General features: G+C 34.2%; 15 protein-coding genes. All 15 read left to right on the top strand.

Annotated elements, in window-relative coordinates; all coding sequences use genetic code 11:
• Window positions 1-1393, top strand: a 1393-nt coding sequence (locus tag RT261_RS02385) for a spore germination protein (RefSeq protein WP_313128898.1), incomplete at its 5' end; no start/stop codon positions are given.
• A 70-nt stretch (window positions 1394-1463) separates the two neighbouring features.
• A complete protein-coding gene (locus RT261_RS02380) occupies window positions 1464-3692 on the top strand; it encodes a Ger(x)C family spore germination protein (RefSeq protein WP_313128896.1) in 2229 nt (742 codons plus the stop codon).
• Window positions 3693-3860: 168 nt separating this feature from the next.
• Window positions 3861-4496 carry a chloramphenicol acetyltransferase gene (locus RT261_RS02375; RefSeq protein ID WP_313128893.1) on the top strand — a complete coding sequence of 212 codons (636 nt, stop codon included), beginning with the start codon at window positions 3861-3863 and terminating at the stop codon, window positions 4494-4496.
• A gap of 110 nt (window positions 4497-4606) precedes the next feature.
• The gene (locus RT261_RS02370; RefSeq protein WP_313128890.1) at window positions 4607-5443 is read left to right on the top strand and encodes a mechanosensitive ion channel family protein; all 837 of its coding nucleotides are present in this window, start codon (window positions 4607-4609) and stop codon (window positions 5441-5443) included.
• Window positions 5444-5539: 96 nt separating this feature from the next.
• Window positions 5540-5812 (top strand): hypothetical protein, encoded by a 273-nt coding sequence (locus RT261_RS02365; protein ID WP_313128887.1) that lies wholly within the window; start codon window positions 5540-5542, stop codon window positions 5810-5812.
• A 116-nt stretch (window positions 5813-5928) separates the two neighbouring features.
• Window positions 5929-7356, top strand: a complete 1428-nt coding sequence (locus RT261_RS02360) for a TldD/PmbA family protein (protein ID WP_313128884.1) — start codon at window positions 5929-5931, stop codon at window positions 7354-7356.
• A 54-nt stretch (window positions 7357-7410) separates the two neighbouring features.
• Window positions 7411-8685: a metallopeptidase TldD-related protein gene (locus RT261_RS02355; RefSeq protein WP_313128882.1), complete on the top strand. Its 1275-nt coding sequence runs from the start codon at window positions 7411-7413 to the stop codon at window positions 8683-8685.
• Window positions 8686-8753: 68 nt separating this feature from the next.
• The gene (locus RT261_RS02350) at window positions 8754-9338 is read left to right on the top strand and encodes a thymidine kinase (protein ID WP_313128880.1); all 585 of its coding nucleotides are present in this window, start codon (window positions 8754-8756) and stop codon (window positions 9336-9338) included.
• Between the two features lie 151 nt (window positions 9339-9489).
• Window positions 9490-9957: an HD domain-containing protein gene (locus tag RT261_RS02345; protein WP_313128878.1), complete on the top strand. Its 468-nt coding sequence runs from the start codon at window positions 9490-9492 to the stop codon at window positions 9955-9957.
• Window positions 9958-10226: 269 nt separating this feature from the next.
• Complete coding sequence (locus tag RT261_RS02340; RefSeq protein WP_313128875.1) at window positions 10227-11081, top strand: DegV family protein; 855 nt, start codon at window positions 10227-10229, stop codon at window positions 11079-11081.
• 22 nt (window positions 11082-11103) lie between these two features.
• The gene (locus tag RT261_RS02335; protein WP_313128872.1) at window positions 11104-11484 is read left to right on the top strand and encodes a DUF3783 domain-containing protein; all 381 of its coding nucleotides are present in this window, start codon (window positions 11104-11106) and stop codon (window positions 11482-11484) included.
• 76 nt (window positions 11485-11560) lie between these two features.
• Complete coding sequence (locus RT261_RS02330; protein ID WP_313128869.1) at window positions 11561-11899, top strand: DUF6054 family protein; 339 nt, start codon at window positions 11561-11563, stop codon at window positions 11897-11899.
• Between the two features lie 12 nt (window positions 11900-11911).
• Window positions 11912-12799, top strand: a complete 888-nt coding sequence (locus tag RT261_RS02325) for an aldo/keto reductase (RefSeq protein WP_313128868.1) — start codon at window positions 11912-11914, stop codon at window positions 12797-12799.
• A gap of 201 nt (window positions 12800-13000) precedes the next feature.
• Complete coding sequence (locus RT261_RS02320) at window positions 13001-13402, top strand: hypothetical protein (RefSeq protein WP_313128865.1); 402 nt, start codon at window positions 13001-13003, stop codon at window positions 13400-13402.
• 277 nt (window positions 13403-13679) lie between these two features.
• Window positions 13680-14306 (top strand): endonuclease III, encoded by a 627-nt coding sequence (nth, locus tag RT261_RS02315; RefSeq protein ID WP_313128862.1) that lies wholly within the window; start codon window positions 13680-13682, stop codon window positions 14304-14306.
• Window positions 14307-14365: the final 59 nt, after the last annotated feature.

The raw sequence follows: 14365 nt of genomic DNA, 5'->3' as shown, positions 1-14365 counted from the left end.
CGATATTTATTTTATATATATGGATAATATGGTCGATAAGGCTTTGTTGGAAGAAGATACATTGCGATATCTAATTTATCGAATGGATGATATGCCTGCCGAGAATCAATTTGATTATATTAAGGAAAAGGGGCTTAGAACTGCGGATATTTCCGAAGTAAGCACCTTAAATGAAGCCGTAAAATTCATACTGGGCGGGGATACCATTATACTGGTGGATGGCTTTGATAAGGCCCTAAAAGTTTCTAATAGACAAATGGCAAATAGAGGTGTGCCAAAGGCTGAAAATGAAGTAGCAGTCAGGGGCTCCAAGGAAAGCTTTAGTGAGGCTCTGCATATTAACAGGGTCCTTTTACGACGCAGAATTAAGGATACCAATTTAAAGATCGTGCAAACTACGGTAGGTACCAGATCTCAGACAGAGGTGGCAATTGTTTATATAGAAGGAGTTGCAAAACCAGAAGTAGTAGAAGAAATTCAACAAAGAATCAGAGATTTTGTTGTAGATGGTATCTTTGACAGCGGCATGTTGGAACAATTGACAGAGAGAAATGTGTATTCACCATTTCCTGAATTCCAAGCAACGGAACGGCCGGACAAAGCTGCTTCTGGCTTAATGGAGGGAAGAGTTGTATTAATAGTAGATAATTCACCCATGGTACTTTTATTACCAACCACTATGAATTCTTTTTTTCAAGCCTCAGACGATACTTATTCCAGATGGGAAGTTGCAACTGCCATACGAATACTTCGCTTCCTTGGTGCATTTATTACGATAGCCTTACCGGGACTTTATATAGCTGTGGTAAATTACCAGCCGGAGCTTTTATCCTCCGCTTTAGCTTTGTCTTTTGCTGCAGCAAGAGAGGGAGTACCATTCTCTGTAGTGTTTGAAGTGATCTTAATGGAATTTGCATTTGAAATGCTATTAGAGGCAGGAATCAGACTCCCCGGTCCAATGGGAAGTACACTTGGTATCGTAGGAGGACTTGTAATAGGTGATGCGGCGGTCAGCGCTAATTTAGTAAGTCCTATGGTAGTTATTATCATTGCAATGACTGCTATTTCAGCATTTACCGTACCAAATGAAGCTTTTGCAGCTGCTTTTCGATTGATTCGTTATCTTATTATAATATTGTCTGCTTTCTTAGGTCTATATGGCTTTGTACTTGGGTTTATGATTCTGCTGATTCATTTGGCAGGCCTAAAAAGTTTTGGAATACCTTACTTACTTCCCTTTGCAGCTTCTGGAATGGGAGGAAAGAGCGATGGGCGGGATGCTATAATCAGATTTCCTCTAAAAAAGTTAACGGACAGGCCAATTTATGCAAAAGATGATGCAAGAATAAGAATGGTTCGTAATCCGGATGAGGGGAAAAAGAAAAAGCATTAAGTCAGACAAGTTTTGTTTGAAACTGACTTCTATATATAAAAAGGTAAGCTGAGAAAGGCATGGTGTAGGCATGTTTTCAGATAATGAAAAAATTTCCTTAAGACAATTTAAACGAATTATCGTATTTGATTTATTTAGTATATCGGGTTTGATTATTCCAAGAATAGCTGTTGATTTTGCCGGCAGAGACGGATTTAGCGCTATTATTTTAGGAACCATCATTGCACTGATATATGCGGCAATAATAATATTTATAACAAAAAACCTCAATGAAAATTTCATGGATTATTCCATTCATAATGCAGGGCGGCTGCTTACCTTCATCATTGGAGCACTTTATGTAATTAAGCTGTTTGCCTGCTGTGTATTTGCTACCAGATTATTTGGAGAGGTTATTAATGAAACGTTGTTGGTGGATACAGATCCGAGGCTAATCATTATTATGCTTTTATTGATATCTGCTTATGCAGCTTCTAAAGGTTTTGAAGTAAGGGCTAGAATCGTAGAAGTGTTATACTTTATTGTCATCGTACCATTATTAATATTTTTAATATTAGGTCTAAGAGATGCGGACATGTCCAATCTTATGCCTATATTTACGGAAAGGCCTGTAGATATAGTTACAGGCGGCTATGCTGTGTTTTTAACCTTTAGCTTATTGGAACTTATCTTATTCACTGAACCATTTATACAAGTTAGTAAAACCAATGTAAGTAAAGAAAGAAGTATATTTTCTTATGTTGTACAAGCATTGATAATAGGCGGGATTATGGATATTCTTCTATTTATCATTACCGTTGGTATTCTTGGAATGGAGGAAACAAAAGAAAAGATTTGGTCCACTGTTTCCATTATTCAATTGATTAAACTGCCAGGTGGATTTATTCAAAGACATGACGCTTTAATTATATCCTTGTGGATGCTTAGTATATTTACAATAATCAGTGGATTTATCTTTTACATCAGCTATATATCCAAGAAGATATTTCATGTATCCACACAGAATTACTTGATTATACCAATTATTATACTTATATTTGGAGCTTCCGTTATTCCTATGGATGCAGAAAAAAATTATGAATACTTTGGAAAATACATGATGTTTATAGGAATTCCTCAATCCATTATACTGCCTTTAATTGTAATACTAATTGGAAAATTAAGAAAAATGAGTAATGCCAAAGCAGTGGCAAGATCTATTCTTATACTGGTAACTTTATTTACAACTATATCGTTAACCGGCTGCGGAGATATGACGGAAATAGAGGATAGAAATTTTGTTCAGGTTATGGGAATTGATTTGGAAGGTGAAGAAATTAAGGTTTATTATGTTATGCCGGATTTGGAGGCAATAACCGGACAATCTACGAAAGACTCAGAAAAGTTAATTGTTGAATTAAAAGGTAAGGACTTCTTTGAAATAGAAGATGAGTATCAGCTGCAGTCCCCAAAACGTCTGGACTTTAGGCATATAAAAGCTATAGTACTTGGCAAGGATCTGGCAGAGAATAGCGAGCAGTTGGATGAATTGTTATTTTACATTGAAAATAACTATGAACTGGCAAGAAACACTTTAGTCTATTTGAGTGAAAAAAATGCAAAAGAGATTATTACGCTAAATGGCAGTGTTTCCGGTGGAATTGGTCAATATCTTGAACGGCTTTACCGAAATAATTTAATTAACATTGGTAAAACAGAAGTTAGTATCGGTGATTTAATATATGGGAAAAACAGTGATAATCTTATAATTAAAGTACCTATTTTGAGGCCTCATGAAAAATCTGTTGAAAATATTGGGCTGGCAGTATTTGATGAAAGTAAATTGGTTTATGAATTGAATGAAAGAGAGTCTGATTATATTAATATAGCCCATGGATATGGGAAAAATGTCCGTATCTATATAAGAGATAGGGAAGAGGATAAGCCAGAATATGTAATTAGAATCATCAATGTTTCCAGAAGTGCGGAGTTCTTCTGGGATAATGGTAAACCCAGGATGGCTTTTAAAATCAGTGGAAGTGGTCTGGTGGAAAAGGGGACAAAAAATACCAAGGGTATTACTGGGGCCGAAAATGATAAATATATTCATGAAATACAAACTTTGTGTAATAAGCAGATTAAGGGGAAGATTACAAGATTATTTGATAAGATTATGAAAGAAGAAAATATAGATATTTTAAACCTTTATCGGATGACTAGCCACAAGAATAAGGATATGTGGCTGGAATACGAACAAAAAGAAGAAGGGTTTATTCAGGATTTGGAATATACGGTTGAGGTGGATATGAAATTGAAATAGAATAAAGCTCGTAAGGCTGCCATAATTTTGAGACATAAATAATTTGAAGTTATGGTAGTCTTTTATTTTGATTTATTGTATAATAATGGTACGTGTTTTTACATATCGGATAGAACATAAGAGAGTGCTTTGAAACTCACTATGGTGATATAAACAGGGGGTTAGGGGATGAAGTTTAAATATATTGATATGGAAAACTGGAACAGGAAAGAACATTATCATTTTTTTAACCAATTTAGTTATCCTCATTTTAGTATTTGTGCCAATCTGGATATTACGAATTATTTTAAGTATATAAAAGAACATGATATTCCTTTTTTTCTGTCTATTACGTATCTAGCCAGCAAAACAGCAAATGAAATTCCGGAATTCCGGCAGAGAATAAGAGAAAATAAAGTAATAGAATATGAAATAGTCAGACCAGCCTTTACGGTTATGACAGAGACAAAATTATTTAGCTTTTGTACTGTTGATTACATAGAGGATTTCTATGCTTTTAAGGATTCTGCCATGGAAGCTATGGAAAAAGTAAAGAAAAATATAATTCTTAGTGATGAACCTGGTGAGGATGATTTATTGTATATGACTAGTATACCATGGGTTTCTTTTACCAGTATGGCACATCCGATTCAAATGAATCCAGTGGATAGTATCCCAAGGATCGCCTGGGGAAAGTATTTTGAAGAGAATGGAAGAATGAAACTTCCTTTATCGATTCAGATGCATCACGCTTTGGCAGATGGATTGCATGCAGGGGAATACTATAATATACTGCAGGAGATGATGGAACATCCGGATATTTAGGCTCTTATATAGCCCCGCTGACTATTTCTGAAATAGCCGTATTGCATATTCTGCTAATGGTTAAAAATATAATTAAGAATATGAGGAAAATAGAAAAAAGGAGCTGTTATATGATTGAAAAATTCTTTCAAAGCGATAATGTAGATGCTATTTATATAAGTATAATTATATTTGTATCAGTGTTTGTTTTGAATAAATTGAATAAAGTTTTATTTAGGAGTATATTAAAAAGGCATAATAAAATACATTTAAAATTCACTCGTTCTGTCATTACAGTACTAATTTATGTTGTGGGTGTACTGGCAATTTATAGACAGTTTTTCCCGGAAAAAAATTATATGAATACATTTATCACCAGTTCCGGTATAATTGTTGCTGTTGCAATATTTGCGGCACAAGAAAGTTTAAATGATATTCTAAGTGGAGTTATGCTTTCCTGGAGCCGGCCGTTTGAAGTGGGTGAACGTGTACAGATTCTTGGATTAAAGATTACAGGTATTGTAGAAGATATTACGGTAAGACATACTATTATCAGAACATTTAATAACTCTAAGATTGTGATTCCAAACAGTGTTATGAATAAGCAGATGATAGAAAACAATAGCAGCCAAGACAGCAGGGCAGGTAATTTCCTGGATGTGGTGATAAGCTATGAATCAGATTTGGATAAAGCTATTAGTATACTGGAAGAACTGGTTTCCTCACATGAACTGGTATTAATCACAGAACAGACTCCCGTTGCGGTTACTATTCGTGATTTAACGGACAATGGCGTAGCTTTAAGGGTACAGGTTTGGACCAGGGAAGTAGGAGAAAACTTTAAGACTTGCAGCGATTTACGAAAGAGTATGTTGGAGAAGTTTAAGGAAAATAACATTGAGATACCATATAAACAAGTTGAAATGATTAATAAAGCAGTTGAAAATCAAATGGATGAGGCCAACTAAAACGAGAAGGGTATAAATTCTTCTTATGTGCTGTCAGGCTTTAGTTTAGCTAAAAAACATAAGAAGATTACCATATTGAAGAGGCAGGGGAGACATATGAATAAAGTAAAAAAGATTCTGTTAATCTTAAATAATATTGTCTTAATTGGTTTGGGTATTATGATAGCTAATCTTTCTAATATCTCATACAGACATTCCAGATTAGGTATATATACCCAATCTAACAAATTGATTAATGACTTTTATTCAGAGTTTAACAAGGGTATTATCATTACATGGATCTGCTGGGGGGTGGCTTTTGCTTTTTCAATTTTGCAAACATATTTAGAATTCAGACGAGAAAATATTTCTAAAGGAAATAATGAATAAAGTTAAAATTAACTTGAATACGGATAAATTAAATTTATATATAGAATGTATTTCGTATTTTGTTTATACAAGCTAATAACTAATTTATGAATAGAAAGGAATAAGTGTAAAAACCTATGAAAGTAAAATCAAGTCAATACTTAGAACAAGTGAAACCACTATTAAAGGAACTGTTAAACAGTCTGCTGGAGGAGTTCTCTTATGCTTCTATTTTAGCAACGGACTCCAAAGGGAAAAATTATGCCGTATCCAAAAACGGTACTGTAATCAAGGAGGATAGCTTATTAAGCGGTCGGGGCTTTGTAGCCAAAGTGTACGATGGCAATAGTTATGGGGAATATTCTTTTAATGAAATTTCAGAAGGATCCATAGAAGATATTTTATACAATATTAAGTTTAGTCTAATGCCTCTGAAAGAATCCTTGCCGGAAGGTATAACAGAAAGCAAGTATAAAGAACTTCTTGATGAACCAAATGTGTTCAAAGAAAGTACAGAATACATACAAAATCCTGAAGAACTGGGAGATGAAAAAATCGTTGCTTTCATAACCAAGCTCAGTGAAGAAGGAAAACAATTTGATGATAAGATTTTAGATTGTATTGTTCGATGTAATTATCAGCAATATCATAAATTATTCTTATCCAGGAATAAAGATATGGAACAAAATGTTCTATGGACAACAGGCAGTATCATTATTTTGGCTTCCCGGGGAGAAGAAATTAAAAATTATTTTAAAGGCTATTCTAACCTTGGCGGAACAGAATTATTGGAGGAAATGAAAGATGATATTAAGTTTGTTGCACAGAATACATTAGAACTTTTAGAAAGTGAGCCGATTAAACCCGGTGAATACGATTGTATCTGCACACCGGAGGTTACCGGTATGATTGTACATGAAGCTTTCGGACATGGTGTTGAAATGGATATGTTTGTAAAAAAACGTGCTTTGGCTGAAAAATATATTGGTGAATATGTTGCTTCGAACTTAATTACCATGCACGACGGTGCTGCAGTAAAAGAAGCAGCTACCTATTTCTTTGATGATGAAGGGGTACCGGCACAGGATACGGTTATTATCGAAAAAGGTATTTTAAAACGTGGTATCAGTGACAGCCAATCTGCCATGTATCTGAACACTAAACCAACGGGTAACGGTAGAAGAGAAAGCTATGAAAGAAAAGCCTATACACGAATGACCAATACGTATTTTGAGGCAGGCAAGGATAAGTTAGAAGATATGATTGCCTCCATTCAGTATGGTTTCCTATTAGAAAATGCCAGCAGCGGCATGGAGGACCCAAAAAACTGGGGAATTCAATGTATGGTGAATATAGCAAGAGAAATCAAAGAGGGTAAATTAACCGGGAAGATTTTTTCACCAATTGTTATGACAGGATATGTTCCTGATTTATTAAAGTCAATCTCTATGATATCTGATACAACGGTTCTTTCCGGCGGAGGTTTCTGTGGAAAGGGCTATAAAGAATGGGTAAAAGTATCCGATGGAGGCCCATATATAAAGGCGAAGATTCGTCTTGGCTAGAATTGGTTAGATAAATTATGGATAAAAAAATAAAGAAAAGGATTGGTGATAATCTTGATTAATAGAATATTATCTGCATTAAAACAAAATAATATATCCACTTACCTGATTAATGAAGATATACAGGAAAGTGTGGAAGTGTTCTTTATAAAGAAACATTTGGATATGAGAAGAGAAAAGGAAGTACATCATTATACCTTAACTGTATACAAAGATTTTGAAAAAGAAGGAACTAAAATGAGAGGTTCCTCTACAGTGGGCATATATGCAGGAATGACAGACGAAGAGATTGCAGCAACGGTAAAAGATGCGTATTTTGCGGCTTCCTTTGTGAATAACCTATATTATGAACTACCATCAGGCAAGAAAGAAGACTGTGTTATATTGGACAGTTCTTTGGCTTCGGGAACCTTAGCAGATGCAGCAGGAACCATGACAGAAGCCTTGTTCGCAGAAGATACTTTTGAAGACACCTTCATCAACTCTGCGGAATTATTTGTGGAAAAGACAGTAAACCGCATTATAAATTCCAATGGTGTTAATGTGAGCTATGAAAAATATTTGGTAAAAGGTGAATATGTTGTACAATGTGTAACCCCTCAAGATGTTGAGACTTATCAGGATTTTGCTTATGAAAACCTGGATACACAATCACTTAAAGATAAAGTAAAACAGACATTGGAAATTACAAAGGCAAGAGCGCAGGCAACTACAACACCTGCTGCAGGGGAGTATACTGTAATTCTTTCCGGAAAACATGTAGGTGTAATATGTGAATATTATTTAAGCCATGCCAATACAAGTATGATTTATCCTAAATATTCAAACTATGCAATCGGTAACAATATACAGGGCCAGGATGTAACTGGTGAATTATTAAACATTACTTTAAAAGCCAAGGCACCTTACAGTAATGAGGGTATTCCCATGATTGACCGGCCACTTATTACTGACGGTGTACTGCAAAACATCTATGGAAACAGCCGTTTTGCTTATTATTTAGGGATTGAACCAACAGGTGATTACCGCAGTATTGCTCTTCCTTCCGGTACCAAAACTTTTGAAGAAATGAAGTCAGGTAAGTATCTTTATGTTTTGAATTTCTCTGATTTTCAAATGGATGACTTCTCCGGACATTTTGCAGGAGAAATCCGACTTGCACTTTTATGTGACGGAGAAAACGTAATTCCTGTTACAGGAGGTTCCATTAACGGTAACCTACTGGAGGCGCAGAAGAATTTGACTTTTTCAAAGGAAATGCAAAAAGAGATTGACTTTGAAGGACCCTATGCTGTACGTTTAGAGAATGTAAGTGTAGCAGGAGCTTAAAAGGCAGTTTTAATTGTGTGAAAAATATTTTATAGGCAATATTTAATGCGGGTAAGGAAGGAACCACCATGGCAAAACTTTATTTTAAGTACGGTTGTATGAATAGCAGTAAATCAGCAAACTTATTAATGATTAAATACAATTATGAAGAGCAGGGATTTCGGGTTGTGTTATTAAAACCCTCTCTAGATGACAGGGAAGGAAAATCAGTTATTAAATCACGTATTGGGATAGAAGCGAAATGCAATTTGGTTAACCCGGAAAGTTCAATATATAACTGTTACGATGCAGATAAAACAGATGTACTAATGATTGATGAAGCTCAGTTCTTAACGGAAAAGCAAGTAGATGAGCTATATAACATATCATTCAATATCCCGGTAATATGCTTTGGATTACTAACGGATTTTTCCCAACATTTGTTTGAAGGAAGCAAGCGGCTGATAGAACTGGCAGAAAGTATTCATGAAATAAAAACAGTATGCCAATGCGGAGCAAGAGCAAATTATAATGGCAGATTTGATGGTGAAGGAAATCTAATTACTTCCGGTGAACAAATTGTAATTGGTGGTAATGAGAAGTATAAAGCTTTATGTAAAAAATGCTATGAAGGGATGAGGAAACAGTCGCTGGTAAAAAGAAGAAGACAATAGTAGAAAGAATGCCACGATTTAAATTTTAAAAATTTATTTATTTTTGGTAGTATCACATTTGTGGACAGAGAAACAGGCTATTAACAGAGTAAAAAATCTGTAAATAGAGCAACACATCTGTAAACAAATGTGATACATAAATGGGTATAAGATGAACAGAATAGAAAAACTAAGAGAACATATAGACAAGATAATTGAACTTATTACAGATACAGAGCAACGCCGATGTGCGTATATACATTTGTATGGTGTGGCGCAGGCGTGTGGGCTCCTTGCAATGAAGCGTGGAGAAAATCCAGAGTTGGCAATGATGGCAGGTATGCTGCATGATTTGTATTCCTATTCACAGCTGGATTCAATAGAACATGCACACAAGGGAGCTGTATTTGCAAGAAAAATATTAGAGGAGTTACAAATCACTAATCAATATGAGACAGATATTATTTGTGAAGCGATTTATAACCATAGTGATAAAGAAAATATACATACTTCATTTAATGAGCTTCTAAAAGATGCAGATGTATTACAACATTTTTTAAACAATCCTACTCTTAAAGTAGCAAATCATGAACTGCCAAGAGTGGAGAAAATAGAAAAAGAACTGAGAATCCAAAACTAAAATAGTAAAACCATAAAGTACATGTCATTCAAAATGTAAATTTATAGAAAGCATAATCGAAGAAGAAATGGGATTGATAAGGATTCTTCCGGTTAAAATTGCAGCTTTTAAATTTACTTTAGAGTGGCATTATTTTTATATACTTTTAAGTAAAGTCTGTAGCATAAAGGTATGCGGAAGCCCGCTTTTTTAAAAAAGATTTGATTAATTTAACCTATAGTATATAATAGATTTAATAAGTTTTGAATGTCTAAGAGGAGAGAGGATATATGAATAATATAAAAGTTATAGCTGACAGTACTTGTGATTTGTCGAAAGACTTGTTGGAACGATATGATATTAGTATAATACCGTTATGTATAAATATGGATGAAATAAGTTATAAAGATGGAATTGACATAACGCCGGAAGAAATATTTGCATGGTCAGATAAGACTGGAAACACTCCTAAAACAGCAGCACCGGTTTTAAATGATGCCATTGAATTTATAAAACCATATGTGGAGGCGAATAAAGATATAATATTTATAGGTATCTCAGAAGACATGTCTTCTACCTGCAATGTAATACGGTTAGCAGGAGAATTTTATGATTATCATAAAATATATAGTATTAATTCCAAAAGCTTATCTACAGGAATTGGATTCCAGGTATTAAAAGCAGCAACTATGGCAGAGGAAGGTTATCCTGCGGAAGAAATTGTTCACTATATTTCGGAGGTCATGAGGGATAAAGTGAAGGCTAGTTTTGTAGTGGATACTTTAATTTATTTAGCCCGGGGCGGCAGGTGCTCTACTGTAACGGCGTTGATTGGCAATACATTAAGATTGAAGCCTATGATTGTTGTATCCGAGGGAAAGATGTCTGTAGGGAAAAAATATAGAGGCAGTCATAAAGCTGTACTTTTAAAATATGCCAATGATTTGAAAGAAAATTTATTAAATGCAGATACTGATAGAGTATTTATTACTCATTCTGGCTGTGATGATGAAACGGTTGAAGAATTGTGTAACTTTTTAAGAGAATTAAATGTATTTAAAGAAATTACTGTAACCCATGCGGGAGGCGTAATTACAAGCCATTGCGGGCCTGGAACATTAGGTATCTTATACGTTACCAAATAAACATTTAGGATAGGAGAGATTTATGAAAGTAACCAATGAAGTAGTGTTATTATATAATATTAACCCTGAGAAACTGAATAAAATAAGATTTTTTCTGGTCCGTATGGGAGTTAGAAATAAAATAATTACAAAAGATATGTATTTACAATCAATCGGTTCTCTTGCCGGTATTAAAGGTTTTGAAAAGAATAGGGAAGATTATACAGGAGAGGGTTTTACGGATGAAATGCTGGTTATGAGAGGCTTTACCAGCAAAAGAATTGATGAATTACTAAGATTATTTCGGAATAATAATATTGAAAAAATACCGTTAAAGGCAATCCTTACGGAACATAATATAGAGTGGAATTCTATGGAATTATATAAAGAATTGAAAGAAGAACATGAAGCAATGAAGGGATGACAGGGATTCTCTTAAGGAATGTTCTTTGAATTTGTATGTAAATGGAAAGCATATTCGCTTTATGTGGAGGTAACAAATGGAGCAAACATTTATGGTATCTATACCTATTCAGGAAGCAGCAGATATTATTTATAATGAAGTAGTTGACGGCAGCATTACCGGGGAAATAATTGACAAGTATGAGATTAGGGATGACGGAACTTTAAAGTGTATGGTTCAGGTGTTTGAAAAACATTACTACCGTGCCGGAAACCGCTTAACGTTAACAGTAGTTTTCGATAATTTAGGGGGAAATACAAGAGTACACTATTCAAGCGGCGGTGGAGGCGAAGGATTATTCCGATTCGACTGGGGAGCATCGGAAGATTTTGCTGATATTGTACCGGACGCATTAGAAAAATATAGAATACACTGAAAGGGAAATAATATGAATCATACTAGTAGGAATTTATCTTCAACATTAACTTTGTCAAATGGAGTTAAAATCCCATGCATTGGATTTGGAACATGGAAAATGCCAGATGAGGTAGTAGAAGAGGCGGTAAGTAATGCTATTGCCTGCGGTTATCGGCATATAGATACTGCTTCAGCCTATTTTAATGAGGTTGGAGTTGGTAAAGGTATTAAAAAATCAGGTATTAAAAGAGAGGACCTTTTTATAACCAGTAAACTGCCTAATGCTCAACATGGTTATGAAAACACCCTGGCTTCTTTTCACGAATCATTAAAACTTTTGGATTTGGATTATCTTGATTTATATTTGATTCACTGGCCGGTTGTAGAAGAACAGAAAGACCGCTATGAAGAAGATATTCTAGAAACATGGCGGGCATTTGAGAAATTATATGAAGAGGGAAAAATAAGAGCCATTGGTGTAAGTAATTTTATGATAGAGCATTTAGAGATTCTAATTAAGAATGCCAAGATAAAGCCAATGGTTAATCAAGTACAATTAAATCCCCAATGTACGGAAGAAAAACTTCGGGCATATTGCAGAGAACATAGCATATGTGTGGAAGGCTGGAGTCCGTTAATTCAAGGAAAAGCATTTGAAAGAGAAATATTACAGGATATGGCGAGAAAGTATAATAAGACCATTGCTCAAATTTGTGTACGTTTTGTTTTCCAACTTGGTGCCATTCCCATTCCAAAATCATCAAATCCGGATAGAATTGTAAACAATGGTGATATATTTAACTTTGAAATCTCGGAGGAAGATATGAAAGCCATTGCTTCTTTAAATGTATATGGAAGAATAGGTGACGAACCCAATGTTCCAAGAAAATTCCAAAATGCCGGATTCAAAGTATCATAAGGGAAATAACAATCCCTCTTTATACTAGATTTTTATGCTCTATAACCGGGATTAATATAGTAGTGGAGCTGATTTAGAATTATTCCATTTTAGAAAAATATTATAAATACTTAATAGTAAAACCATTGTTTAATCTTATAAATCTTAGTAAAATAAATGTTATTACTAAGAAAAGAGTAAACATGAAAGGACTTAAGGAATATGAATTTTAATAATAGATTTCGTAATTTTATGATGGGAAGATATGGTGTGGATCAACTTAATAAATTTTTAATTACCCTTGGTTTAATTATAATGGTTATTTCTATGTTCTTTCCTAATATTATTACCTATAACTTGTCCCTTATCTTAATAATTATATGTTATTTTCGAATGTTTTCCAGAAATCATGCCAAACGATATAAAGAAAATAATATATACTTAGATTATAAGAACCGCTTTTTAAATATTTTTAAAAAACTAAAGCTTAATTCGGAGCAAAGAAGAAAATTTCATATTTATAAATGTCCAACTTGTTCCCAGAAGATACGTATTCCAAAAGGAAAGGGTAAAATCTGTATTACATGTCCAAAATGTCATGCGGAGTTTATTCGAAAAAGTTGATATATAGAACAGTTAATACTAATTTTCGTTAGAAATGTAGTTAAAAACCTTTGCAAAATTTCATATTAAAGAGTGTAAACATACTTCGCTTTTCTACTTGATTTTTTACACATTTCTTTAATGCATCTTAGTACAAGAAGTTTATTATTCAATAAAAAGCCATCGAAACACCATAATGATAGTTTAAGTTAAATATCTTATTATGGTTTCGATGGCTTTATCAATGATATAATAACAAAAACAAACAAATATTATTTTAATAACGGAGTGATAGAAGATGACAAAAGAATCAGTAAAACACATATTGGAAACATTGGACAAAGAATACGGAACTACCAAAGAGGGCTTTCTTCATTCTAAGGATTGGCAGCTATTGCTTGCCATTATGCTTAGTGCCCAAAGTACGGACAAGCAGGTAGAAGAGATACTGCCAAAATTGTGGGAGAGATTTCCTTACATTGAAGCCATAGCAGAAGCACCGTTAGAAGACATTGAGGAGCAGATCAAATCTGTCGGTTTATATAAAAACAAAGCAAAGAATATGAAAAAATGCTGTAATCAAATCCTTGTAGAACATGGTGGCAAAGTGCCTGTTAATATAGATGAGCTGGTGAATTTGTCCGGTGTTGGAAGAAAAACGGCGACTTTATTTTTAGCGGATGCTTACGGGATACCGGGAGTTACGGTGGATACTCATGTGATGCGTATTGCACAGCGTCTAGGCTGGGCACAGGGAAAAACTCCGGTACAAATAGAAAAGGAATTAATGGAACTGCTTCCGAAAGAATATTGGAACCGTATTAATTTTCAGTTGATTTATCATGGAAGAAGCATTTGTACTGCAAGGAAATCTAATTGTGGTCCATGTACTTTAAATCCATGGTGTGAGAAAAAAGGAGTTTAAACTTTTTTTCTGTAATAAAAAGTAATTGTTACAAAAAATATGCTTTTTCGACAATATTT

Source organism: Anaerocolumna sp., assembly GCF_032079385.1.
In the GTDB taxonomy this organism is placed as follows: domain Bacteria; phylum Bacillota; class Clostridia; order Lachnospirales; family Lachnospiraceae; genus Anaerocolumna.
The sequence above is the reverse complement of the archived record's forward strand: the minus strand, read 5'-3'. Positions and strand labels throughout refer to the sequence as shown.